Source organism: Kitasatospora sp. NBC_01539 (assembly GCF_045040525.1).
GTDB lineage: Bacteria > Actinomycetota > Actinomycetes > Streptomycetales > Streptomycetaceae > Kitasatospora.
Window position 1 is genome coordinate 8,852,093 of record NZ_CP109390.1, and the last position, 24,283, is coordinate 8,876,375.

Genomic DNA, 24,283 nt, shown 5'->3' on the forward strand with positions numbered 1-24,283 from the left:
GCCGTCCTCCGTCAGATGTCGAGGGTCACGTCGTACGCCGACAGCCAGCGGTTGAGCCAGAGCGCCATCTCCAGGCCGCCGCGGCTGTACGGGAGGCTCGTCGCGCTCAGCGACCGGTCCAGGACCTTGTCCACCCTGGCCCGGTCCAGGAGCGGGTGCACCGGCGCGTTCGGGTCGGCGAGCACCCCGGCCATCTCGGCCCGCAGCGCGGCCTCGTAGCCCGGGTCCTGGGTCGCCGGGTACGGGGTCTTCTTCCGCTCCAGGATCGACGCCGGCAGCAGGTCACGGGCCGCCGCGCGCAGCAGGCTCTTCTCCTGGCCGTCGAACGTCTTCATCTCCCACGGCGTGTTGAACACGTACTCGACCAGCCGGTGGTCGCAGAACGGCACACGGACCTCCAGGCCGACCGCCATGCTCATGCGGTCCTTGCGGTCGAGGAGGGTCTGCACGAACCGCGTCAGGTTGAGGTACGACACCTTGCGCATCCGCCGGTCGACATCGCTCTCCCCGGCCAGCACGGGCACCTCGGCCACGGCGTCGGCGTACCGGTCGGCCCGGTAGCCGGCTATGTCGAGCTTCTCCCGCAGGCCGCCGTCGAGCAGCGACGTACCGCCGAAGTACCGGGCCGACCCGGAGGTGAGCCACGGGAACGTGGTCGCGTCGATCGCCTCCGGCCGGTGGAACCAGAGGTAGCCGCCGAACAGCTCGTCGGCGGACTCGCCCGAGAGCGCCACCGTCGAGTGCCGCCGGACCGCCTGGAACAGGAGGTAGAGCGAGGGCCACATGTCGCCCCAGAACGCCGGCGGCACGTCGGTCGCCCGGAGCACCGCCGCCCGGACCGCCGGCTCCGACAGCTCGCTGCTGTCCAGCAGGATCTCCTGGTGGACGGTGCCGACGTGCGCGGCCAGGTCCCGGACGAACGGCGCGTCGGGGGCGCCCCGCACCGCGTCGGGCTGGAAGCTGTCGGGCGCGCCCTTGAAGTCCACCGAGAACGAGTTCACGCGGCCGCGGCCCTCGCGCTCCAGCACCCCCGCGGCGATCGCCGTGATCGTCGAGGAGTCCAGGCCGCCGGAGAGCAGCGTGCACACCGGCACGTCCGAGATCAGCTGCCGGGCGACGATGTCCTCCAGCAGGTCCCGGACGTGTCCGACGGTCTGCTCGCGGGTGTCGGTGTGCGGGGCCGCCTCCAGCGTCCAGTACCGGGACTTCGTGATGCCCGTCGCGTCGACCCGGACGATCTCGCCCGGAACGACCTCGTGCATGCCGCCGAACACCGCGGCCCCGGGCGTCTTCACCATGTCCAGCGCCTCGCACAGGCCCGCCCGGTCGACGGTCCGGCGGGCCTGCGGGTTCGCCAGGATCGCCTTCGGCTCCGAACCGAACAGGACCCCGCCCGGCGTCGGGTAGTAGAAGAGCGGCTTCACGCCCATCCGGTCGCGGACGAGAACGAGCTCCTGGCGCACCGCGTCCCAGATGCCGATCGCGAACATGCCGTTGAGGCGGCGGGCGAAGTCCGTGCCCCACTGCAGGTAGGCCCGCAGGACGACCTCGGTGTCGCTGTTCGTCCGGAACGCGTGGCCGTGCCCGATCAGCTCCGTGCGGAGCTCACGGTAGTTGTAGACCTCGCCGCAGAAGGTGAGGGCCGCGAGCGTGCGATCGCCGTCGTGGTCGGCGACCATCGGCTGCTTGCCGCCTTCGAGGTCGATGATCGACAGCCGCCGGTGCCCCAGCGCGATCGGACCGGAGATCCACATGCCCTCCTCGTCCGGTCCGCGGCAGTCCATGGTCCGGGTCATCAGCCGCACGAGCTCGTGATCGCGTTCGAGCCCGCGGTCACGGTCGAACCAACCGGTAATTCCGCACACGTCGTGTGTTCTCCGTTCTTGAGTCGTCGCTAGGCGAGGAGGGCGTCGACGAGCGCGAGGAGCTCGCGCGGCGTCTTCGCGTCGGAGGTGACCGACGCGGGGAGCTCGATGCCGTACCGGCGCTCCAGCTGGGAGACCGCGTTGAGCAGCGTCAGCGAGTCGTACCCGAGCGCGTCGAACGCGACGTCGAGCACGTCCGGCGTCGGCTCGACCGGGTCCTCGAAGTCGTTGCACTCGTTGAGCAGCTCGATCAGTGCGTCGAGCGTGAGCTTCTCCATCGGGAGGCCTTTCGTCGGGATGGCTGCTTCAGAGGGAGGGGCCGGGGCGGAGCACCGCGTCGACCGATGCGACGAGGGCTTGCAGGAAGTCCGGGTCGAACGGCCCGTAGGTGCGCCGGCCGTCGGCCGCGCGGGGCGACATCAGGTGCCCGAGCCGCGGATGGACCGTCAGCTGCGAACGGACGCCGTGCGCGAGCGCCGCGTGGTGCAGGAGGTGGGCGTGCCGGGGCGGCGTCGTCCAGTCCTCGGCACCCACGTGGATCGTCATCCGGCCGGAGATCCCGGCCAGCCGGCGGTACGGAGCGGGCTGCGCGAACCAGTCACGCCAGAACGAGGCCGGAGCGGACTCCTCGCCGTGCCCCAGCGCCCGCTCCTCCCAGGTGTCGTACGCGAACGCGAGCTCGGCGCGGAGCAGTTCGAGATCGGCTTTCGACCCGAAGCGGTCGACCAGGTCGAAGTCCTCCCACCACCCGCTGCGCCCGGTGGCGTCGGCCTGCGCCGCGGCGAGGTCGACGGTGCCGTCCGCGCCGGCGAATCCGGCGGCGACCAGCCATTCCAGGCGCCGGTCCAGGCCCATCCACCGCTGGAACACCGGGCGGGCCTCGGCGCTCGGGGCGACGACCGCCAGGTGGCTCTCGCCGCCGAGGCGCTCGGCCGCGGCCACCGCCACCTCGGCGCCCATCGAGACGCCCAGCAGCAGCACGCGGCCGTCGTCCACGTCGGGGTGGGCCCGTACCCGTTCGACCACCCGGACGGCGTCGTCGACGAGGCCGGTGAAGGTGAAGCGGGGTGAGCCGGCGCCGTCGCGGCGGTCCTCGGTCAGGAAGCGGGTGTCGAACGCGGCCGCGGCGAGTCCGGCCCGGACCAGGGCGCCACCCAGGTCGTCGAACAGCCGGACCGGGCCGGTCCCGGAGGCCTCGGCGGGCAGGAAGGCGTCGCGGTCCCAGGCGCCGAACGGGTGCAGCATCACGACGGCCGGGACGGTCCGGCCGGGCGGGATCCCGTTCGGCAACCGCAGCGCCGCGCTGCGGTCGCCGTCGAACGGCAGGTCGTCGGTGCGGTCGAAGACAGTGTCGTCGGTCATGTCCGTCACCGTCTCAGACCCGTACGAGGCTGCAGAACCACTGCATGCCCCCGGACAGGCCGGCGAGCGCCACGAGGTCACCGGGGGCGAGTTCGTCCCGCTCGTCGTAGACGCTCAGGCAGAGCAGCTGGTCGGCGCAGCCGACGTGGCTCAGCTCGGCGGCGAGCGCCGCGTTCGTCCGCTCCAGCGGGATGCCGGTCGCCCTGGCGACGCCGGCCAGCGAGTGCTGGTTGTCGTTCAGGTAGATCAGGCGCCGGATCTCCGACATCGACACGCCGGCCCGCTTGCAGGCGCGCTCCACGACGGCGGTCACCTGGTGGTCGACGTCCTTGACGAACTGGGCGAGCTGCTCGGGTTCGCGGCGGAAGTGCTGGTGGACGAGGGCCAGTTGGTCCACGTCGAGGTTCCCGCCGGTGGGCGCCGCGCTGCCGCCGTACTCGACGCGGAAGAAGTCCACGTAGCGCGGGTCGACGATCTGATCGGTCGCCAGCCACTGCAGCCGGCCGTGCCCTCGCTCGACCACCGCGGCGGCGGCGCCGTCGCTGCCGAGGCACGTGTTGTTGCGCATCCGGTTGATGTGCGCCTCGCTGACCCGGTGCACCGCGACCAGCAGGACACGCCGGATGTCGTCCCGGACGGCCATCAGCCCGGCGATCTGCTGGAGCGCGGTCACCGCGGACGCGCAGCCCTGGGTGGCGAGCAGGGTCGGCGTCGTCCCCAGGCCGAGCTCGCGGGCGACGGCGGCGGAGGCGTCCCAGTTGAGGTACTCCGGCACTCCGCTGTCGGCCACCACCAGGTAGTCGACGTCGGACGCCGTGAGACCGGCGGAGTCGAGCGCCCGGCGGGCGGCGTCCGCGGCCATGCGGGTCTGGCCGACGCCCGGGGCGGCCCGGTGGTAGGTGCGGTACCCCCAGCGGATCACCCGGTCGGGGTCGTCGACGTAGGAGCCGGCCGTCTCGGCGACGTCGCAGGGCTCGCCCAGCACGTGGGCGAGGGAGGCGATTCCGAGCGTCACGGGCGGGTTCATGCCGTAACCTCCTTGGCTTTGAGAATCTGACGGGCCGACAGCACGAGGAGGACCGTCGTCTGCGTCCCGGCGTTGACGATCATGGCGATCCATGCCCCCGTCAGCCCCAGCGGCGTGAGTGCGAGCAGTGGTGCCAGGCAGAGCTGCAGGGCTGCGCCGGCCGTGGTGGAGGTGGCCAGCGCACGGCCGTGGCCGCCGCCCAGGAAGATGCCGCTCAGGGTGACGTTGCAGAGCAACAGGGTGATGTAGACCGCGAGCCAGGGGATCTGGCCGTGGGCCGCGGTGCGGATCGCCGCCTCGTTCGTGACCGCGTCCACCGCGAGGCCGCCGAAGGCCAGCACCGCCAGGCCGCCGAGGAGGGACCAGGCGACGCCGAGCCGCACCGACGACGAGCGGCTCGCCGCGAGCAGCACGTCGTCCGTGGCGCCCTTGGCCCGGGCCGCGACGATGGTCGCGGCCTGCCGCATCGCGTACGCCGCCATGGTGAGGAAGAGGAGCGTCCGTGTCACGGTGCCGTACGCGGCGACCTCGTCCGTCCCGAAGCGGGCCACCACGCCGACGATCAGCATGCCGGCGGTCATCCGGACCAGGAAGTCCACGCCCAGCGGCAGGCCGGCCCGCAGGATCTCCCGGACCGGGCCCGGCCCGGGAGCGGCCGGCGCCTCCGGAGCGGCGCTCATCTCGCGCAGCAGCGGGGACCGCCGGTAGAGCCTCCAGGTCACCGCCAGCGTGACCGCCCGCGACGCGACCAGGGCCAGCGCCGAGCCGGTGACGCCGAGCCGCGGGGCGCCCAGCCAGCCGTAGATGAGCACCGGGTCGGCGACGACGAGGATCACGTTCGACAGGACGGCCATGCGCATCGGCGTGCGGGTGTCCCCGTTGGCCTTGAACGTGCTGTCCAGGAGGTACTGGCCGTAGAACACCGCTATGCCCGGTACCGCGACGGTCAGGTAGTCGACCGACAGCCGGACCGCCGCCGCCTCGTCCGAGCCGAGCACCAGTCTCGCCAGCGGCTCCCGCAGCGCGAAAAGTACCACACAGATCACCGCGGTGACGGCGGCGGTGAGACGGAACGCGGCACGCAACACCGGCCGCAGCCGCGCGTGTTCGCTCGCGCCGACGGCGCGCGACAGCAGGATCGTCGTGCCGCCGCTGACCGCCAGGATGACGCTCATGAGCACGTTCTCGAGGGTGCTCGCCATGGTCACGGTGGCCAGGGCGGGACCCCCGAGCCGCGCGATCCAGACGACCGAGATGATGCCGGCGATGACGCCCGACATGAGCTCGATGTACACCGGCCAGGCGACGGGCAGCAGGCGCGCCGGGTCCAGCCATCCCATCACCGGCCGACGTCCCGTCGGCGGTGCGGTGAGCACGGGTGGAGCTGTCATCGCGACGCGGTTTCCTTCGCTGGTCGGAATCGTCGAGGGGTGAATGCCGCCGGAATCCCGTCGTCACCGGTGACCAGCAACCCGGTCATCAGATCCGCCGCGACCGGCGCGAGCAGGACGCCGTGCCGGTAGTGCCCGGTGCAGACGTAGGCACCGGGGCGGCCCGGGACGCGCCCCATGACGGGCAGGTGGTCGGGGGTGTCGGGCCGCAGGCCCACCCTGGTCGCCGCCACCTCGTGGCCGGCCAGCGCCGGCACCAGCGCGACCGCCTTGCGCAGCAGAGCATCGGTGGCCTGCGCCGAGGGCCGCACGTCGAAACCCGTGTGGTCCAGGGTGGCGGCGACGATCGTCTCGTGGCCGTCCCGGCCCGCCAGGTAGACGGGCTCGCCCCGCACCACGCCCCGGATGCCGTGCCGGAGTCCGGGGCCGCCGGACGGATCCCGCAGCAGCACCACCTGGCCCCGCACCGGCGTGACCGGGAAGTCGCACAGCGAGGGCGACCACGCCCCGGCGGTGACGAGCACCGAGCCGGCCGAGACCTCGTCGAGCGACCGGACCCGTCGGTCGACGTAGCGGACCCCGAGCGCCTGCCCGGCGGCGCGCAACGCCAGCCGGACCCGCTGCGCGTCGACGTGGTGGTCCTCGGTGGCGAAACCGCCGCCGCTGCTCCCGGCCGAGAGCAGCGGCTCCCGGGCCCGTAGTCCGTCGGCGTCCAGCGGTGTGCACGGGACGTCGAAGCCGTCGCGGAAGCCGTACATCGCGGCCAGCCGCGCGCGGTCCTCGACGCCGTGGGCGACCAGGAGCAGGCCGTCGGTCGCGTACCCGAGGTCGATCCCGCTCGCGGCGGTGAGCTCCGCGGCGAACGCGGGCCAGCCGCGGCGGGCCTCGTGGGCGAACTCCAGCAGGGCCGGATCGGGGAAGTCGGCCTCGCTCACCGGCGCGAGCATGCCGGGTGCGACCGCGGAGGCCGTCCCCGGGATCTCCTCGTGGTAGACGTGCACGTCGAGCCCGAGCCGGGCGCAGCGCCACGCCACCGCCAGGCCGATGACCCCGCCGCCGATCACGGCGACGTCCGGACGCCGCGTCATCGGGCCCGCCCGGCCGGTTCGGGCTCACCGGGCGCCAGCCTTCGGCCCAGGCTCGTGAGGACGTCGCGCAGCGTGTCGGCGAGGTCGAACCAGCGGTCCCGGTCGAGGGCCTGATCGCCGTCGCACAGTGCGGACGGCGGGTCGGGGTGGATGTCGACGAGCAGTCCGTCGGCGCCGACCGCCGCGGCGGCCAGCGCGAGCGGCTTGACCAGGTGGCGGTGGCCGGTGCCGTGGCTGGGGTCGACGATGACGGGCAGGTGGCTTCTGTGCTTGACCACGGCGACCGCGCTGAGGTCCAGCGTGAACCGGGTCGCCGGCTCGAAGCTCCGGATCCCGCGCTCGCACAGCACGACGTCGGGGTTGCCGGCGGCGAGCACGTACTCGGCCGCCTGCAGCCACTCGCCGACGGTGCACCCGAACCCGCGCTTGAGCAGGACCGGCCGCCCGGCCCGGCCGACGGCTCTGAGCAGGGTGAAGTTCTGTGCGTTGCGGGTGCCGATCTGGAGCACGTCGGCGTGCTCGGCGACCAGGTCGACCGTCTCCGCGTCGACGACCTCGGTCACGACGGGCAGGCCGGACTCGGCCCTGATCTTGGCCATGATCCGCAGGCCCTCGTCCCCCAGGCCCTGGAAGCTGTAGGGAGAGCTCCGCGGCTTGTAGGCGCCGCCGCGCAGCGCGACGGCGCCGCCGGCCCTGGCCATCGCCACCGAGGCGGACATCTGCTCGTGGCTCTCGACCGCGCAGGGGCCCGCGATCAGGGCGAAGTCGACACCGCCGACCGTCGCCGACCCGCCGAGGCCGACGACGGATCCGAGCGGAGCGGCCTCCCGGTCGGTCAGCGGCGCGTCCGAGTGGTCGGCCACCGTCCGCCGCACCAGCCCGGCCTCGTGGAGCGCTTCGGCCGGTGCGGGCTGATCGCCCGGCACGTGCACCAGCAGCTGGTCACCGATTCGGCACATGGTGGTGCCGTGCGGGGTGGGCACGCGGGCGTGTATCCGCTCGCGCACCGCATCCTCGTCGACAGCCCTGCAGACAAGCAGCACCGGAGCTCCTTCTGGACGTGGGAAAACCTGACAGGTGGACGGGGAAAATCAGTGCAGGAACCGGCCGCCGTCGACGACCAGGGTCTGTCCGGTGACGCCGGTGGCCGCGGCGATCCCGAACACCGCGTCGGCGACCTCCTCCGGGGTCACGACCCGTCGCAACGCGGTGGCGGCCAGCAGGCCGGCGACGACGCCGTCGGGGAGCGCGTCGGTCATCGCCGATGCGACCGGCCCGGGGGCGACGCAGTTGACCCGGATCCCCTGCTCGCCGAGCTCGCGGGCGGCCGACCTGGTCAGGCCGACCACGGCGGCCTTGCCGGCGGCGTAGTGCGGGCCGAACGCGCCGCCGGTGAAGGCCGCGACGCTCGACAGGTTCACGACGGCACCGGCCGCCGCGGCCAGCGGGCCGACGAGCTCCCGCGTCACGGCGAACGGCACCTCGACGTTCAGTTGCATGCTCTCGCGCCACGCCGCGGTGCTCAGGTCCGCGTACCGTGTGGGCCTCGCCCCGCCGATGCAGTTGACCAGCAGGTCCACGCCGTCCCACGGCAGCGCCGCGAGGAGTTCGGCGGGGCCGTCGTCGCGGGTCAGGTCCACCCGGACCGGGGTGACCGACGGATGCGGAACGGCCGGTGGCCGCGTGTGGAACTGGGCGAGGACCTCCGCGCCCGAGGCCACCGCGCGGGCCACGACGGCGGTGCCGATGTCCCCGGACGCTCCGGTGACGACGACGTGCTTCATCGGGTGGGCTCCTTGTCCGAGAGCAGGGCCTTGGGCTCCAGCAGGAATCCGGTGAGGCTGCCGTCGTGCGGCAGCTCCGGCCCGCTCGTCCAGGGCGTCGTCCCGCCGACGACGACGCGTCGGATCTGCGGCTCCGCCAGGGCGGCCAGGGGGAGGGCGGGGTCGTCGCTGAAGACCGACAGTGCGAGGGTCCGGCCGAACGACTCCAGGTCGTCGGCGGCCGACCACGGCGTGACGACGACGAAGGGGAACGGCAGTTCGGTACCGATGGACGGGTGCCGCGGGTCGTCCGTGCTGAGCACGACCGGGCGCGCGGCGTACGAGCCGTCGGGCAGCGGCACCGGACCGTCGTCGGCCGAGTGGCGCCGGAAGCCGGCCTCCTCCAGCCCGGCGACCGTACGGCGCAGCTGCGCGGCCTGTTCCGCGGAGACCGTCGGCAGCATCGCGTCGTGGTGCGCCGCCGGGAGGGTCGGCAGGCCGTCCAGGCGGGTCGCCAGGACGTCGGCCACCTCCGCCGGATCCCCACTGGTACGGATCACCGACGTGTTGGTGCACCGGACGCCCGCGTCCGCGGCGACGGAACGGACCAGCGCCTCGACGACGTCCGGCGACAGCGGCCGGTCGAGCAGCGCGGCGCTCCGGCCGGGGCCTCGTGTCAGCACCCGGGGGTGGTCCGCCCAGCGGCTCACGGCGGCCGGACCGCCGTACACGATGCCCAGGTCGGACTCGGCGAGGAGCCGCTCACCCAGGTGGTGATCACCGGGGAGGACGGTCAGGCAGTGCGGCGGCAGCCCGGCCGCGAGCAGGGCGGCCGCGAGGCGGAACGGCGTGAACGGGTCGCGCGTGCCGGGCCGGACGATCACGCCGTATCCGAGCGACAGCGCCCGGGCCCACGTCAGATGCGGGTCGACGTGGTTCGACGGGGTCACGATCCCGAGGGTCCGTCCGCGGGGCACCCACCGGACACCGGCCGTCGGCGCCGGCAGCTGGCGTGCGGTGCTCTCCTCCAGTCGGGCCAGCCCGTCCCGGACGCTGTGCAGACCGTCCGTCACGAACCGGTACGGCAGGCCCGTCGCGGCCACCACGCGGCGGCGGTACTCGTCGGCCGACTCGCCGGCGAGGTCGGCCCCGGCGAAGAGCGTGCCGGCCCGGCTGAACACCTCCGGCGGCACGGCCGCGCCGCGCAGGCGCCGCAGCGCCAGCTGGAGCAGGAGCGTGGGGGACGCTCCGACGCGGGCCACCGGTGCACCGTCGACGCCGGGCACGTCGGTGGTCTCGTCGCAGGTGAAGGTCTCGCCGCCGACCAGCGGCTGCAGGATCGGAAGGCTCATCAGTACACGCCCTCGATGACGCGCGCGCCGGATGCCGGGCGGAAGGGCTGGACGTCGGCGAGGTCGTCGCCGAGGCCGGGCCGACCCGGGGTGATCCGGACAGCGGTGTCGCGTTCCAGCACGTTGGGCAGGAACAGGTCCTTCGTCAGCAGGTGCACGAGGACGCGGCCGCGCTCGCCGGGCGCCACCGGTTCCGCCGTGTCCGGGTCCACGACCTCGACGACCGACCGGGGCCGGAAGGTCCGGAACACGCACGGGTGCGTGTCGCCGGGCTCGGGCGTCCGCTGCGGCGCGATGCCCATGAGGCTGTTGCCGTAGATCCCGCGCACCTCGGCGCGCGGGAAGAACTCGGTCCGGAGCAGCCGCAGCGACGTGCTGCTGATGCTGGTTCCGCTCCAGATGATGCCGGTGACGCGGTCGGCCAGCATGCGGTAGAGCTTCTCGCGTCCGCACAGCGCCTCCAGCACGGGCGGCGTGATGAACAGGACCCGTACGTCCTGCGACTCGGCGATGGTCTCGACCTGGTCGAGGACGTGCTGGACGTACTCGTCGGCCAGGGGTCGGCGGTCGGTCCGGATCAGCAGCTTCACCCACCGCGGGTCGAAGTCCACCGTGAAGAACACGGCTCGGCGCAGTTCCGCCAGCCGGCGTACGGAGCGGCCGACGATGTGCGGCCCGGTCGGTCCGACGTGCAGCCAGTGGCCGCCACCGCCGAACGAGGGCAGCACGGTCTCGACCCAGTCGACGCCCTCCATCCGGGACCGGTGCTCGACGATGCGCTTCGGCGCGCCGAGCGTGCCGCCGGACTCGTACACCTCGAACGGGCTGTCGGCCGAGCCCGCCGGCCGCAGGAGGTCGACCGGGACGGTCCGCAGCTCGTCGCTGACGTCGGGGAACTTCCGCAGGTCGGCGAGGTCGGCGACGTCGCGGAGGGGGTCGAAGCCGAGGCTCTCCTTGCGCTTCAGCCAGAACGGCGACCCGGTCTCGGGGCTGAAGTGCCACCGGAGGGTGTCCTGGAGGTGCCGCGTCATGTCGTCGTCTCCGTTGCCGCTCATGCCGTCACCCGCTCGGCTGCCTTCAGCGCGTTCGCCACCATGTCGAGGCCCTTCTCGGTGAACAGGGATTCCGGATGGAACTGCACGCCCTCGATCGGCAGGTCCCGGTGGCGCAGCCCCATGACCTCGCCGGTGTCGGTCCAGGCCGTGACGGTGAGCTCGTCCGGCAGGGACGCCGGGTCGACGGTCAGCGAGTGGTAGCGCGTCACCTGCAGCGGGCTCGGCAGCCCGGTGAAGGCGCCGGTGTCCCGGTGGTACACGGGGCTGAGCTTGCCGTGCATCGGTACGGCGGCCCGGACCACGCGCGCGCCGAACGCCTCCGCGATGCACTGGTGTCCGAGGCACACGCCGAGGATCGGCACGCGGTGGCCGCGGTCGCGGACGAGGTCCAGCGAGATGCCCGCGTCCTGCGGGCCGCCCGGGCCGGGCGAGATGAGGATCAGGCTCGGGTTCAGCGCGGTGACCTCGTCGACGGTCAGCGCGTTGTTCCGCACGACCCGGCACTCGTGGCCGAGCCGGCCGGCGTACTGGGCGAGGTTGTAGACGAACGAGTCGTAGTTGTCGATGATGACGATCACGCGTGGACCCCCGGTCCGAGGCTGACGGCGGCGGCGCGGGCGGCGGCCCGGAGCTTCGCCACGCACTCCTCCCGTTCGGCGAGGGGATCGGAGTCGTAGACGATCCCGCTGCCGGCCTGCAGGTGCAGCTCGCCGTCGTGGAGGACGAGCGCGCGAATGGTCAGGTAGAGGTCGGCGTGGCTCACGCCGAACGATCCGACGGCGCCCGAGTAGAGGCCGCGGCCGACCGGTTCGAGTTCGTCGATGATCTCGATCGCCCGCACCTTCGGAGCGCCGGTCATGGTGCCGGCGGGGAAGCTCGCGCGGAGGAGGTCGTCGGTGCGGCAGTCGGGGCGGAGCAGTCCGTGCACGTCCGATGTCAGATGCATGACATGCGAATACCGCTCGACCTCCATCAGCCGCGGCACGCGCACCGTCCCGGGGACGCAGACCCGCCCGAGGTCGTTGCGGGCCAGGTCGACGAGCATCCGGTGCTCGGCCAGCTCCTTCTCCGACGAGACGAGGTCCTGCTCGGCCGCGCGGTCCGCGGCGGGATCGGCGCCCCGCGGACGGGTCCCGGCCAGCGGCCGGATGAGGACGTCGCGGTCGGCGAGGGTGACGCACGGCTCCGGCGACGCACCGACCACCTCGAACTCGCTGCCGCGGTACCAGAAGTGGTACGGCGAGCGGTTGAACTCCGCCAGCCGCCGGTACACCGTCAGGCCGTCCGCCTCACCGGGCGCCGAGTACCTGATCGACAGCACGACCTGGAAGATGTCGCCGGCCAGGATGTAGTCCTTCGCCCTCCGCACGGCCTCCAGGTACTCGTCCACGCCGTGCCCGAACGTGCCGGCGCCGACCCGTGCCGACACCTCCGGGACCTCCTCGGCCCGCCGGAGCACCCGCTCGACGCGCTCGGCGGCGTGCCGGGCCTCCGGCGCCGTGGCGCCCCGTCCGACCACCGTGGTCCCGGTCCGGTCGAAGCGGACCAGCACCTCCGGCAGGAACATGTCGTAGCTCGGCAGGCCCGTCGACTGCAGCGACAGCCGCTCGAAGTCGGTGACCGCGTCGAACCCCACGCATCCGTACCAGCTGCGTTCGTCGAGCGCCGCGCCGGACGCGAACTCCAGGCCGGCCAGGAAGTCGACCGCCGCCGTGACCGGGCGGGGAGCCGACGTGCCGTGCTGCCGCGGGCCGGTCCGGCGGGCGGTGGCGAGCTCGCCGACCGCGAGCAGCACGACCGGCTCGGGCTCCGAGGCCCGACGGCTCAGCATGATCCGGCCGGAGCCGCGCAGCGCCGCCGCCGCGGCGACCGCGTCGACGTCGGGCCCGCGCAGCTCGTACCGGTGCACCACGTCACCGGCGCGCAGCCCGCTGCGCAGGAAGGCGGGCGAATCCACGGTGGTGGCCACGTCAGCCACCGGCGGTGGGAACGGCCGCGTCGCCGTACTCCACCGCCACCACGCGGGCCGGCGCGGCCTCCACGCCGGACACCTTGATCGGCAGGGCGAACAGCTGCACCACGGACTGCTCCAGCTCGTGCAGGTTGGTCACGTACTCCAGGATCGGGATGCCCGCCGCCAGGAGGGCGTGGTGCACCGGCGACTCCGCGTCGCCGGGACGTTCGGTCAGGCAGTCGAACCCGACGAGGACCGCGCCGTTGTCGATGGCCCACTGCGCGGCCGACGGCGTCATGTACGGCGGGCGGTCCCAGTAGTCCTCGGCACCCCAGTTGCGGCGGAGGTAGTCGGTGCGGACGAGGAGGCGGTCCCCGGGCGACCAGCGGTCGCCCACCGCCTTGTCCAGGTCCTCGGCCGTCACCGGCTCCAGGTCTCCCTTGTGCGACAGGTCCGCCACGCAGGCCCGGCCGATCAGGGTTTCGAGCGGGACGTCCTCGATGCCCTCGGCCCCCGGGAAGAAGTGCTGCTTGTACTCCACGTGCGTGCCGTTGTGCGGGAAGATGTGCAGCGTGGAGAACGTGCGGTTCGTGCCGTACGGATCCGTCTCCGGCGTCATCGCCCGGTCGAAGGTGAAGCGCGGGAACCAGTCGGCCGGATAGGACGGCATGCCCTCGTAGAATCCGTGGGTAAGGTCGACAATGCGCATTGGTCAGCCGTTCTGCTGGTGGTGATCTACGTCGTAGAAGCCGGTCCCGTCGAGATATCTGATGGTGTTCAGATCCCGTTGCAGGACTCCGTCGGACTCGTGGTGAAGCGTGACGGTGAGCGGATAGGTCAGGTCGTTCACGGTGGGCTGGATGGCACTTCCCGGCGCGACGAGGGTCCGCAGCCCGCGGAGGCTCTGCAGGGCCTCGATCTGCTCGATCCCCCGGTAGGAGACGAGCGTCCCGCGGTACGGCGACGCCAGCGCCGACCAGGCGAAGTACCGCTTGAGCCGGTACGGCGCACCGCAGCGCGCGTCGAAGCGTTCCGGCCGGACGTAGCAGTCGACGGTCCAGTCGAGCTGTGATTCGCCGATCGCCTCGGCCGCGAAGTAGGGCAGTTCGCCGCCCGAGATGCGCGCGCCCACCTCGACCAGGCAGGGACCGTCCGGAGTCATCTTGATCTCCAGATGGGCCGGACCGAACCGGATTCCGAGGGCGTCCAGCACGGCGAACGCGTACGCGGTCAGTTCGGCGAGGCCGGGTGCGTCCGGCTCCAGCAGGACGCTCTCCACCAGCAGGTCGGTGATCCCGTTGACGGACAGCCGGCCGGATCCCCAGCTGTCGGTGACGTGGTGCCGCCCGGCACGGCTCACCGTGTTGACGATGTACTCCGCGCCCAGGAGGTACTCCTGGGCCACCACGCCGAGGTTCGGCAGCGAGAAGATGTTCTCCCGCCCCATGATCTCCGCGAGTGCCGCCGCGGACCGGTCGGGGCTGTCGCAGAACGTGACACCGTCGCCGGCGGCACTGCGCAGCGGCTTGACCACGATCCGGCCGCCGATCTCCCGGTGCCACGCGCGCAGCTCCGCCTCGTCGGTCACGTGCACCTGGCGCGGCGTGCGCAGCCCGGCGGCCGCCACCTGCTCGATCATCCGGAACTTGTCACGCCTGGTCTCGCTCAGCTTGGTGCCGTTGGTGTCCAGACCCAGCAACTCGCTGAGTTCGTCGGCCAGTTCGACGCCCAGCTCGCTGCCGGTGAGGACGGCCACCGGCTGGTACGCGGACAGCTGCCGGACGGTGTCCGCGATGTCGCCCCGGTGCACCACGTTCGCGACGTAGCCGTCGAGATCCAACGGGCCGCGGTACACCGCCGGGACCTCCGCCGTGCTCTGCAGGCGGACACAGGGATACCCCGCCGCCGTGAACGCAGGCGGCAGTCCCCGGGCCGGTGCGTACGGATCGACCAGCACGACGTGCTTCACGCGACGTCTCCCATCGGCTCGGCGCTGATGCGGAAGTCGGCTGCGGCGGCCTGGATGGCTTCCTCCACCGTCCGGCTCGTGGTGCCCCGGAACCGGAACCGGCCGCCCACGTGCTCGTAGTAGGCGTCGGCCGGTGGCAGCACCTCGCCGCGGCGCAGCAGCGCCTCGGCGTACAGGCCGGGGACCCGCCCGCTCAGCGGGGTGACCTCGGTGATGCGGCAGGGCCGCCGCGCGGGCGACGGCACCAGCAGCCAGCCGGCGACCTCGTCGTTCGTCAGCACCGGCGGATCCAGCGGTTCGCCCAGCTGCAGCCTGAGTGCTGCCGCCATGAGGTCGTACCCGTGGACCTCCCGCCACAGGAACGGGATCTCGCTGCCGCCCACCCGGGCTCCGACCTCCAGGAACGTGCACTCGGGCTCACCCGTGCCGTCCGCCGGTGCGACGAACAGCTCCAGGTGGAACACCAGCGGATCGGTGTCGAAGGCGGCGACGAAGCGCTCCGCGGCGGCACCGACGGCGGACACGATCGCCGGGTGGTCCTCCTCGACCGATCCCAGGTAGTCGCCGCTCCGGAAGGCGAGGCAGTCGTTGACGTACCGGGAGGCGCGGAAGGCGGCGAGGCGTCCGTCCAGGTACACGCCGTCCACGTGGTAGATCGGGTGCGGGTTGTAGACCTGGGCGAGCATCGGCCGCCCGGCGAAGTCGATCCCGTCCGCGTCGGTGGGCTCCTGCAACCGCGCGACTCCGTCGCTGGAGCTGCCGATCCGTGGCTTCACGATGACGGGCCAGCCGTACTTCTCGGCGAAGACGCGGACCTCGTCGGCACTGTCGACCGCCGTGAGCGGAGGCACCGCGAGACCGCGGTCGGCGACGACGTCGGCCATCACGAGCTTGTCGAGGAACCGCAACGCCTCCTCGGGCCGGGTGCCCTCGCAACCCCACTCCGCCCGGAGCACCGCCGCGGTGAGCAGGTCGTCCTCCTTCAGCGCGACGATCCGGTGCGGTGGTCCGTGCCGCTCCGCGAGCGCCGCGACCGCCCGGCGCGCTGCCGCGAGGTCGTCGGTGTTCGCGACGATCTCGACGCCGGCGGCCTGGTCGGGGACCCGGGCCCGACCGACCTCGGTCGTGACGTAGCTGACGCGGTGGACGGTGTGATCGAGCACGGCCGCGTAGTCGACGTACTCCGCCCGCCACCGGTGGATGACCACCACGTGGTTCTGGACCGACGCACTCATCACGAATCCTTCATCGTCGTTGGGGGATTGACCGGCCGCCCACCGGCAGGTGGGCACGCAGGCGGGCATGCAGGTGGGCACCCAGGCATGCACGCAGACGGGCACGCGGGCACGCAGACGGGCACGCTGCATCGCGCCTGCCACAGGCGAAGGCCATGGCGGGCGGTGCGGTGGACGGACCACTCGCACGATCTCGAAAGGCATGGTGAGGATCTCTGCCGCAGCGCTGATGTCGCGCGCGTCCTCTTGAACGTAGGCCCGGCCGTCTGCCCAGGTCACGGCGTATCGAGTCGTTCCCGACACCTGTGGCGCACCGGCAGCCGGGCTGTGCGGCTAGCGCCGCCGGCTACACCTACAACACGCGAGCAACTTGCCGGAACCGTCCGGGCAACTCACACCGTCAGACCTTCTGCCCATGAATGAAACCCCCGTTTGATCATGTCAGCGTCAGGAGCCTACGGCGGGGTTGATCCGTCACGCAACCCCTGGGGCTCCAGAGGATCGACTTGTTGCTTTCAGTTCGTCAGTTCGTCGACTTGAGCGCGTGTTTCCGTGAATCAACAAGTCTCTCCGGCAGTGGAGTTCGAGCATATCCGGCTCATCTGACCAGCTGTCAGCGATGCCTGCCGCCCGGCTCGGGGCGGGTTCGGCCGGTCGCTTGTGGGATCGGCGCGTCCGCCGGACGGCGCTGCGGGGCACCCGGCGGCCCGGCACCGTCGAGTGCCGTCCAGCGGAGAGCGCCGGACGCGGCAGGCCGGCGGAACCGGGGCAGGCCCCTCACGATCGGACCGGGGCCGCGTACCCGTGCGCGGTGCGCCACCGCTGCGCGGCACGCCGGCCGGTTCGTCGGACCGCACACGGCAAAGGCAAGGAGAGCCCGCTCCTTGCCACTCTCAACTTATAGCGCGCCGGGGGGCTTGCCGCAAGGCCCGGGTGACGGCGCAGAATCGTCGGCCGATGCCACTACCTGTGGCAACGGGAGCGCGGTGTGCGTGTGTCGTTGTCGACGTACGGGGGATGCGGTGACGTCGAATCAGTGGGGGACCGGCGGTGCGGATGCTCCGCGCGTCTGCCGTCCGGTCGGCCCGGTCGGCCCGGCCCGCAGAGGAAGACGACGAGGAATGACGACGAGGAATGACGACGAGGAATGACGACGTGCTCGGCAAGAGGTTCGACAAGAGGTTCGGCAGAGGTGGAGGCGCCGGTGCGGCGAACGGCCATGGCAGGGCAGCGGAGCACGACGGCCTCGGAGGTGCCGCGGTGAGCGAGCCGTACGTGCGGGACCTTCGCGAGGTCGACGGGACGCAGGTCGCGGTCGTCGGCGGCAAGGCCGCGTCCCTGGGCCGGCTGGCGCGGATCGAGGGCGTCAGCGTGCCGGGCGGCTTCTGCGTGACGACGGACGCCTTCCGCCGGATCATGGCGGAAGCGCCGGCGATCGACGATCAGCTCGATCGGTTGTCGCGCGCGGACCCGCACGACCGGGAGGCGATCCGCACGCTCAGCGCGCGGATCCGCCGGACCGTCGAAGGGATCGCCGTACCGGACGACCTCGCGGCGGCGATCACCCGCGCGCTCGCCGGGTTCGGCGCGGAAGCGGCCTACGCCGTCCGGTCCAGCGCGACGGCGGAGGACCTGCCGACGGCCTCCTTCGCCGGCCAGCAGGACACCTACCTGAACGTCGTCGGGCCGGCGGCGGTCCTCCGGCACGTCAGCCGGTGCTGGGCCTCGCTGTTCACCGAGCGGGCCGTGATCTACCGCCGGCGGAACGGCATCGACCACCGTACGGTCCGGATGGCCGTGGTCGTGCAGCGGATGGTCCTCCCGCAGGCGTCCGGCATCCTGTTCACGGCCGACCCCGTCACGGGCAACCGGAAGGTCGCCACCGTGGACGCCGGCTTCGGCCTCGGCGAGGCCCTGGTCTCCGGCCTGGTGAACCCGGACGTCTTCACGGTGCGGGACGGCGAGGTGACCGCCAGGGCGATCGCCGCCAAGCAGCGTGCCGTCCACGCCCTGCCGGCCGGCGGCACGCAGGTGGTGGCGGTCGACGCGCGGCGGCAGGAGGAACCGGCGCTGACGGATGCGCAGGTCGTGCGGCTCGTACAGCTCGGGCGGCGGATCGAGGCGGCTTTCGGCCGCCCGCAGGACATCGAATGGTGCCTGGTCGACGACGGCTTCCGGATCGTCCAGAGCCGCCCGATCACGACGCTGTTCCCCGTCCCCGAGGCCGGCGACCAGGAGAACCGCGTCTACGTCTCCGTCGGCCACCAGCAGATGATGACCGACCCCATGAAGCCCCTCGGGCTCTCGATGTGGCAGCTGACGGCGATGGCGCCGATGCAGGCGGCCGGCGGGTGGCTGTTCGTCGACGCCACCCGGCGCCTGGCCTCGCCCGCGAGCCGCGCCGCCCTGCTCGACCTCATGGGGCGAGGCGACCCGCTGGTCAGGAACGCCCTGGAGACCGTGCTCGACCGCGACGACTTCGTGCCCCTGCTCCCGGACGCGGCTCCCGGCGGGCCGCCGGCCGGCGGTGCGCCTGCCCCGGTCGAGACCGATCCGGCCGTCGTCGCCGGACTGGTCGAGCGCAGCCGGCGGTCCGTCGCCGCACTGGAGCGCGACATCCGCACGAAGACCGGACCGGCGCTGTTCGACTTCCTGCTGGAGGCCTTCGAGGAGCACAGGCGAGTGCTCGGCGATCCGCTGAGCATGCAGGTGATCATGGCGGGGATGGAGGCCACCTGGTGGCTCAACGACACGCTGCAGGAGTGGCTCGGCGAGAAGAACGCGGCCGACACGCTGACGCTGTCCGCCCCCGGCAACATCACGTCGGAGATGGGACTGGCGCTGCTCGACGTCGCCGACGCCGTCCGCCCGTGGCCGGAGGTCGTGGCGTTCCTGCAGGGCGTCCGCGACGGGGGCGTCCGGGACGAGGACTTCCTGGACGAGCTCGCGAAGCCCGCGGGCGGGACCGGGGCGCGCGACGCCGTCGAGGCCTACCTCGACCTGTACGGCATGCGCTGCGTCGGCGAGATCGACATCACCAGGCCGCGGTGGCGCGAGCGCCCCACCACCCTCGTGCCGGTGATCCTCGACAACGTCAGGCTCTTCGAACCGGGCGCCGCCGAGCGGCGCTTCGAGCAGGGCCGGCAGAAGGCGGAGGCGAAGGAACAGGAGGTGCTGTCACGCCTCCGGGCCCTGCCGGACGGCGACCGGAAGGCCGACGAGGCCAAGCGGATGATCGACCGGGTCAGGACGTTCATCGGGTACCGGGAGTACCCGAAGTACGGCATCGTCAGCCGCTACGCCGTCTACAAGCGGGCCCTGATGGCGGAGGCCGGACGCCTCGTGGAGGCCGGCGTGCTGCCCGAGCGGGAGGACGCCTTCTTCCTCACGTTCCAGGAACTCCACGACACCGTGCGCTCGCAGCAGGCGGACCACCGGCTCGTCCGGCAGCGCAAGGACGCGTTCCGTTCGTACCACGCGCTCACACCGCCCCGGGTGCTCACCTCGGACGGTGAGGCCGTCACCGGGGCGTACCGGCGCGACGACGTGCCGGCCGGCGCCCTGACCGGCCTCCCGGTGTCCGCCGGGACCGTCGAGGGACGGGCCCGCGTCATCCTCGACATGGCGGAGGCCGACCTCGAAGCGGGCGACATCCTGGTCACGACCTTCACCGACCCCAGCTGGTCGCCGCTGTTCGTCGGAATCGCGGGCCTGGTGACGGAGGTGGGCGGCCTGATGACCCATGGCGCGGTGATCGCCCGGGAGTACGGCCTGCCGGCCGTCGTGGGCGTCGGGCAGGCCACCCGGCTGATCCGGGACGGGCAGCGGATCCGCGTGCACGGGACCGACGGCTACGTCGAGGTCCTGTCGTGACCGACCGCACCGGGCGGCCCCGCCCGCGGCGTGACGGCGGCGGCGCGGGCGGCGGCCCCGCGCGCTTCGGGCGCGCGGGGCCGCCGGTGGGTGCCGGTGGGTGCCGGTGGGTGCCGGCCGTCAGGTCCGCGGACCGTGGACGACGCCGGTCCGGCGCCGTACCGTCCCGGGTTCTCCCGCGGCTCTCCGGCCGAGGGACGGTCCCCGGGTGTCAGTCCTCCGAGGTCAGTCCTCCGAGCCGGACGGGGGCAGTGCGCTGCCGCTCCGGCAGCCGACGAAGGACGCGTTGGGACAGGTGGCGTCGAAGCCCATGCCGTACGCGGCGAACGCCGTCCAGGCGGCCTCGCGGACGGCGGGGTATTCCTCCGCGGTGATCCTGGAACCGCGGAGGTCCTTGAAGGCCCGCATGATCGCGTCGCGCGCGGTGAGGAAGGAGGGGTTCTTCGGCGTGAGTTTCAGCCCGTCGACGACGGCCTGCCAGGTCACCCGGTACCCGCGGCTGCGGTCGCCGAGCGCGTCGCCGACCTTGCGGGTGACCTCCATCAGCGCCGCGCACCAGATCTCGCCGACGTCGTGCACCTCGCGGTAGCTCAGGTCGGGCTGGCCGGCGACCTGTCCGGGACCCTTGCCGATGTCGCCGAACCTGCCCGGGTAGCCGGAGCCGTACGGCCGCTGGCGGATGCCGGCCGGGTTGTCGACGACCCAGTTCCCGACGACCTCGCGGTCCAGGGTGTTCAGGGAGTTGCGGATGCTCAGGGCGAAGTAGTCGCTCCAGCCCTCGCCCATCGAGACGGACTGGTCCTCCTCCAGGCCCTCCGCGTCGAACAGCCCCCCGACCAGCCGGTTGCTCACGCCGTGGGTGAACTCGTGGCCGACGACGTCCCAGTCGCGGGCGGTGTGCCGGTGCGTACTCGTGACGAGGCCCATCACCATCATGCCCGCCAGTCCGTCCGCCCGGGTGGCCATGGTGGCCGTCCCGGGCACCTGCCGCGGGTCGGCGACGGCGATGACCGGGTCGCCGCCGAGCCCCTGACCGCTCGGGTTGACGGTCTGGAAATTCCCGTGCGCCTCGTCGAAACCGAGGACCTGGAAGAAGTCGCGGGCGTAGTTGCAGAAGAAGAAGATGTTGGTGACGAGCTGCTTCGGGCTGTCGGCCGGGTCGTCGAACACGCCGTTGCCGGCGGCGTCCAGCGGAATCGTCACCGGTTGCCGGCTCACTCCGTCCAGGGCCCGCACGTTGTTCCCGACGGTGGCGGCGGTGCCGTTGGTGACCTCCACCCAGGTGCTCGGGAAACCGGCCGTACTGCCGCCGGTCTCCACGTCCGGGTAGTCGGCCGCGGGCAGCGGGAACGGCGCCAGGTCGAAGGTGCTCTCGGCCGGGTTGCGGCGGAAGACCCGCCCGGCGAGCACCCGGTGCGCCCGGTCCTGGAAGTAGAGGATCTCCGGGTCCTCCGGGTCCCCGGTGCGGTCGTCGGCCTCCACCAGCGCCTGGTACTGCGTCGTCCAGTTGTCCCGGGAGAGGACGAACCGCCAGCAGAGCCGGACGTCACCGCCCATGTACAGGTACATCAGCCGGGTGGACACGGCCTCGTCGAACGGGCCCTGCGAGAAGGTCATCGGCTGGTCGTTGCCGTCCTGCGCCGCCAGCCGCCGGAAACCGCCGGAGACGTCCAGCCGGGGCAGCTCGCTGGTGCCGAACGGACCGCTCAGCGTGCGGGGTTCGGCCGCCTTCGCGGCAGCGACGCGCAGCGCGGTCTCGGCCGGCACGGTCGGGCGCACCGGCAGGTCGGGCGGCAGGCTCACGGTGTCGCCGACCAGCCGTTCCACCGTTCTGTCGCCGCGCAGCCACACCTTGGGCGCCATCCCCCACACGTCGATGCCGTTGCTGGTCTGCTGGAGGCTCACCACCCGCAGGCCCTCGCTGGTGGCGGCCACCGCGGGGTCCGCCACGAACTCCACCGGTTCGCCCGCGGCGAAGCCGATCGCCGGGGCGGCCGAGGCGACGTACTCCTTGGCCCGGGCGATGAGGGCCGCGTCGGAGGCGGGTGCCGATCCGGCCGCACCGTTCCCGGCGCTGCCGCTCTCCAGGGCCGGCGCGAGGTCCACCCGCAGCTCGGTCAGGTGTCCGGTGAAGCGGTTGACCTTCTCGGGCGAGCCGGAGAGTGTCTCGGTGATGTCGGCGAGGAAGGCGTCGGCCCCGTCCACGGTGTCCAGGTGGTCGTAGCTCATGTCCCGTTGGTCGATGATGTCGGTCATGGTGCGGTCCTAGGTGTCGGCGGGTCACAGGCCCGCGAGGGTGAGGGCGGCGGTCGCGACCGTCCGGGCGACGGCCGCCGAGTAGGCGGTGTCGTGGTCGGGGTCGGCCAGGGTGTCGCCCGGTCGGTGGTACTGGCGGGTGCCGGTCTCGGGGGCGGTGTCCGGGAAGAAGTTCTCGCAGACCGCGACCGCCGGCCAGCCGCGTTCGTGGAAGCTGGCGTGGTCGCTGCGGCCGGCCGCCGGGTCGGCAGGGCCGGACAGCCGCTGGCAGACCAGGTCCGGGGCGACGCTCGCGGCCGCCTGCTCGACCGCGGCGCCGAGCGCGTCCGAGGCCTGTTCGACCGGGCCGGCCACGGCGGACCCGGCGTGGATCTCGAACGTGCGCGGCCCCTCGCGGCGGCCCGCGATCATGTCCATCTGCAGCACGGCGGAGATCCGGTCGCCCGTCGCGGCCGCCGCCCGCGCGTACGACTTGCTGCCGACCAGGCCCTGCTCCTCGGCGTTGAACAGCACGAACCGCACCGAGCGGGCGGGCGCCAGGCCGGCGGCGAGCATCCCGGTCAGGCACTCCGCGGTGGCCAGCACCGCCGCGACCCCGCTGCCGTCGTCGTCCGCGCCGGGCGCGGGATCCACCGCCGGATCGTACCGGCGGGGCAGGCCGGCCCGGTCGAAGAACGTGCCCTCCAGCGCGGTGGAGTCCAGGTGCGCGGTGACCAGGACGGCCCCGTCCGCGCCGGCGACCCGGTGCTCGGCCTCCACGTTCGCCAGCCGGTGACCCCGCCAGACGAACTCCTGACGGCGGGTCTCCAGGCCGAGGCCGGCCAGCCTGTCCAGCAGGGCCTGCACCACCCGGGGGTTGTCCGCGTTCTCCGCGTTCCGGCTGCGGACGGGCGGCCGCAGGTCGCCGTCCACCAGCGGTGCCGCGCCGGAAACCCTGGCCACGTGCTCGCGGACCACCGCGGCCGTGACGGCCGACCGGACCGCCGCCACGGTCCGCTCGGAGGGCACGGCGGCGAGGGCGCTGCGGACCGCACCGGCGGAGACCAGCCCGGAGGCCTCGGCCTCCCCGGGACGGCTCAGCAGCGCGGGGTCGGCCAGCAGCCGCTCGGTGTGCCCGGGCCGCCCGGCCGGCAGGTGCAGCTCCTCCACCCGGAGCGCGGCGGTCGCCGCCAGGTAGGTGCCGCCCGGGGCCGGTCCGAGGTCCACCGGGGCACCGGTGGACGAGCCCGCCCACGCCGCCGTCCCGGCCGCCTCGGCCGTCCCGGCCGAGGGCACGCCGGGCAGGGGCACGCCGGGCAGGAGCGCCTCGGCCTCGGCCCCGGCCGCCCCGGGCAGGAACGGCGGGTGGTCGCCGCGGACCAGGAAGGCCGCGGTCTCCTCCACCGCCTCCCGCAGGTCCGCGGTGAAGCCGGCCTGCTCCAGCACGGCCGCACCCTCCGCGGTGGCCATCGCCAGCACCAACCGGGCGGAGGCGACATGGAGGGGCACCACCTCGGCCGTGTTCGCCACCGCCTCCAGTGCCGCCAGGTCGAGGTCCTCCGGCAGCCCGATCCGGACGAACAGCACCGGCCTGCCCTGGGCCGCGGCCCGGGTGAAGACCGGGTGGGCGGCCGTCGCCATGCCGGCCTCCCGGGCCTGGGCGCGCTCGCCGGGGTCCTCCCCGACGAACACGCAGTCCGCGGAGGGCACCCCGGACGCGGCCACGGCCCGCTCGAAGATCTCGGGGGAGTCCTTGCTGCCCCAGAGCAGCAGGGTCCGGTCGGGGAACCGGCCGGGGAACGCCGTCTCCAGAGCCGCCGCCGCGCGCTTCCGGGCCGCCTCGCCCGGGCCGGGATCGGAGACGACCCCGCGGCGGCTGTCCGCGAGGCCGTCGAGCACCTCCTGGACCCGCCGCCGCGGGCTGAGCACCAGCACGCCGTCGGCGCCGACCGTGGCGTCGGCCAGCGTCGCGCCGATGTCGAAGAAGTACACGGTCATCGCGGCCTCCACGGCTGGCACGGAGCCGTCGGGCACCGTGCGACGGCTCCAACACGGCCCATGCTAGAGACGCCCGCCGCGTCCCGGAACGGTGGAACCACCCAGTCCTTCCGGGG

At 73.1% G+C, this 24,283-nt stretch carries 18 protein-coding genes; 1 reads left to right on the forward strand and 17 read right to left on the reverse strand.

What is annotated here, in order from left to right:
- Positions 1-11: 11 nt before the first annotated feature.
- The 15 genes from asnB to OG335_RS38510 form a co-directional block, all read right to left on the reverse strand.
- The gene (gene asnB / locus OG335_RS38440) at positions 12-1,865 is read right to left on the reverse strand and encodes an asparagine synthase (glutamine-hydrolyzing) (RefSeq protein WP_405009226.1); all 1,854 of its coding nucleotides are present in this window, start codon (positions 1,863-1,865) and stop codon (positions 12-14) included.
- 29 nt (positions 1,866-1,894) lie between these two features.
- Positions 1,895-2,143 carry an acyl carrier protein gene (locus tag OG335_RS38445; RefSeq protein ID WP_405009225.1) on the reverse strand — a complete coding sequence of 83 codons (249 nt, stop codon included), beginning with the start codon at positions 2,141-2,143 and terminating at the stop codon, positions 1,895-1,897.
- A 28-nt stretch (positions 2,144-2,171) separates the two neighbouring features.
- The gene (locus OG335_RS38450; RefSeq protein ID WP_405009224.1) at positions 2,172-3,227 is read right to left on the reverse strand and encodes a hypothetical protein; all 1,056 of its coding nucleotides are present in this window, start codon (positions 3,225-3,227) and stop codon (positions 2,172-2,174) included.
- Positions 3,228-3,240: 13 nt separating this feature from the next.
- Positions 3,241-4,254: a 3-oxoacyl-ACP synthase III family protein gene (locus tag OG335_RS38455; protein ID WP_405009223.1), complete on the reverse strand. Its 1,014-nt coding sequence runs from the start codon at positions 4,252-4,254 to the stop codon at positions 3,241-3,243.
- The gene (locus tag OG335_RS38460; protein ID WP_405009222.1) at positions 4,251-5,645 is read right to left on the reverse strand and encodes an MATE family efflux transporter; all 1,395 of its coding nucleotides are present in this window, start codon (positions 5,643-5,645) and stop codon (positions 4,251-4,253) included. Before OG335_RS38460 ends, OG335_RS38455 begins: the two co-directional genes overlap by 4 nt.
- Complete coding sequence (thiO, locus tag OG335_RS38465; protein WP_405009221.1) at positions 5,642-6,733, reverse strand: glycine oxidase ThiO; 1,092 nt, start codon at positions 6,731-6,733, stop codon at positions 5,642-5,644. The genes OG335_RS38460 and thiO overlap by 4 nt, the downstream gene beginning before the upstream one ends.
- A complete protein-coding gene (gene aroF, locus OG335_RS38470; RefSeq protein WP_405009220.1) occupies positions 6,730-7,716 on the reverse strand; it encodes a 3-deoxy-7-phosphoheptulonate synthase in 987 nt (328 codons plus the stop codon). Before aroF ends, thiO begins: the two co-directional genes overlap by 4 nt.
- Positions 7,717-7,824: 108 nt before the next feature.
- Entirely contained in the window at positions 7,825-8,517 is a 693-nt protein-coding gene (locus OG335_RS38475) for an SDR family NAD(P)-dependent oxidoreductase (RefSeq protein ID WP_405009219.1), read from the reverse strand.
- Positions 8,514-9,848: an aldehyde dehydrogenase family protein gene (locus tag OG335_RS38480; protein ID WP_405009218.1), complete on the reverse strand. Its 1,335-nt coding sequence runs from the start codon at positions 9,846-9,848 to the stop codon at positions 8,514-8,516. Before OG335_RS38480 ends, OG335_RS38475 begins: the two co-directional genes overlap by 4 nt.
- Positions 9,848-10,903, reverse strand: a complete 1,056-nt coding sequence (locus tag OG335_RS38485) for a phenazine biosynthesis protein (protein ID WP_405009217.1) — start codon at positions 10,901-10,903, stop codon at positions 9,848-9,850. The genes OG335_RS38480 and OG335_RS38485 overlap by 1 nt, the downstream gene beginning before the upstream one ends.
- On the reverse strand, positions 10,900-11,481 hold the full coding sequence (locus tag OG335_RS38490; RefSeq protein ID WP_405009216.1) for an anthranilate synthase component II: 582 nt from the start codon (positions 11,479-11,481) through the stop codon (positions 10,900-10,902). The genes OG335_RS38485 and OG335_RS38490 overlap by 4 nt, the downstream gene beginning before the upstream one ends.
- Positions 11,478-12,872, reverse strand: coding sequence for an anthranilate synthase component I family protein (locus OG335_RS38495; protein WP_405009215.1), 1,395 nt, complete (start codon positions 12,870-12,872; stop codon positions 11,478-11,480). Before OG335_RS38495 ends, OG335_RS38490 begins: the two co-directional genes overlap by 4 nt.
- Position 12,873: 1 nt before the next feature.
- Positions 12,874-13,566, reverse strand: coding sequence for a cyclase family protein (locus OG335_RS38500; protein ID WP_405009214.1), 693 nt, complete (start codon positions 13,564-13,566; stop codon positions 12,874-12,876).
- A gap of 3 nt (positions 13,567-13,569) precedes the next feature.
- Positions 13,570-14,826, reverse strand: a complete 1,257-nt coding sequence (locus OG335_RS38505; RefSeq protein ID WP_405009213.1) for a biotin carboxylase — start codon at positions 14,824-14,826, stop codon at positions 13,570-13,572.
- Positions 14,823-16,061: an acetyl-CoA carboxylase biotin carboxylase subunit family protein gene (locus tag OG335_RS38510; RefSeq protein WP_405009212.1), complete on the reverse strand. Its 1,239-nt coding sequence runs from the start codon at positions 16,059-16,061 to the stop codon at positions 14,823-14,825. Before OG335_RS38510 ends, OG335_RS38505 begins: the two co-directional genes overlap by 4 nt.
- Positions 16,062-17,321: 1,260 nt before the next feature.
- Between OG335_RS38510 and rph the strand changes: the two genes are divergently transcribed.
- Positions 17,322-19,934, forward strand: coding sequence for a rifamycin-inactivating phosphotransferase (gene rph, locus OG335_RS38515; RefSeq protein WP_405009211.1), 2,613 nt, complete (start codon positions 17,322-17,324; stop codon positions 19,932-19,934).
- Positions 19,935-20,159: 225 nt separating this feature from the next.
- Here rph and OG335_RS38520 read toward each other — a convergent pair whose 3' ends face one another.
- Together OG335_RS38520 and OG335_RS38525 are read right to left on the reverse strand one after the other, a co-directional pair.
- A complete protein-coding gene (locus OG335_RS38520; RefSeq protein ID WP_405009210.1) occupies positions 20,160-22,190 on the reverse strand; it encodes a M36 family metallopeptidase in 2,031 nt (676 codons plus the stop codon).
- 24 nt (positions 22,191-22,214) lie between these two features.
- Positions 22,215-24,167: a M20/M25/M40 family metallo-hydrolase gene (locus OG335_RS38525; protein WP_405009209.1), complete on the reverse strand. Its 1,953-nt coding sequence runs from the start codon at positions 24,165-24,167 to the stop codon at positions 22,215-22,217.
- Positions 24,168-24,283: the final 116 nt, after the last annotated feature.

What these genes read in the sequence shown, in the direction of transcription:
- OG335_RS38445 (WP_405009225.1), bottom strand. Translation starts at nt 2,143, where the DNA reads ATGGAGAAGCTCACGCTCGACGCACTGATCGAGCTGCTCAACGAGTGC.
- OG335_RS38450 (WP_405009224.1), bottom strand. Translation starts at nt 3,227, where the DNA reads ATGACCGACGACACTGTCTTCGACCGCACCGACGACCTGCCGTTCGAC.
- OG335_RS38455 (WP_405009223.1), bottom strand. Translation starts at nt 4,254, where the DNA reads ATGAACCCGCCCGTGACGCTCGGAATCGCCTCCCTCGCCCACGTGCTG.
- OG335_RS38460 (WP_405009222.1), bottom strand. Translation starts at nt 5,645, where the DNA reads ATGACAGCTCCACCCGTGCTCACCGCACCGCCGACGGGACGTCGGCCG.
- thiO (WP_405009221.1), bottom strand. Translation starts at nt 6,733, where the DNA reads ATGACGCGGCGTCCGGACGTCGCCGTGATCGGCGGCGGGGTCATCGGC.
- OG335_RS38475 (WP_405009219.1), bottom strand. Translation starts at nt 8,517, where the DNA reads ATGAAGCACGTCGTCGTCACCGGAGCGTCCGGGGACATCGGCACCGCC.
- OG335_RS38480 (WP_405009218.1), bottom strand. Translation starts at nt 9,848, where the DNA reads ATGAGCCTTCCGATCCTGCAGCCGCTGGTCGGCGGCGAGACCTTCACC.
- OG335_RS38485 (WP_405009217.1), bottom strand. Translation starts at nt 10,903, where the DNA reads ATGAGCGGCAACGGAGACGACGACATGACGCGGCACCTCCAGGACACC.
- OG335_RS38500 (WP_405009214.1), bottom strand. Translation starts at nt 13,566, where the DNA reads ATGCGCATTGTCGACCTTACCCACGGATTCTACGAGGGCATGCCGTCC.
- OG335_RS38510 (WP_405009212.1), bottom strand. Translation starts at nt 16,061, where the DNA reads ATGAGTGCGTCGGTCCAGAACCACGTGGTGGTCATCCACCGGTGGCGG.
- OG335_RS38520 (WP_405009210.1), bottom strand. Translation starts at nt 22,190, where the DNA reads ATGACCGACATCATCGACCAACGGGACATGAGCTACGACCACCTGGAC.
- OG335_RS38525 (WP_405009209.1), bottom strand. Translation starts at nt 24,167, where the DNA reads ATGACCGTGTACTTCTTCGACATCGGCGCGACGCTGGCCGACGCCACG.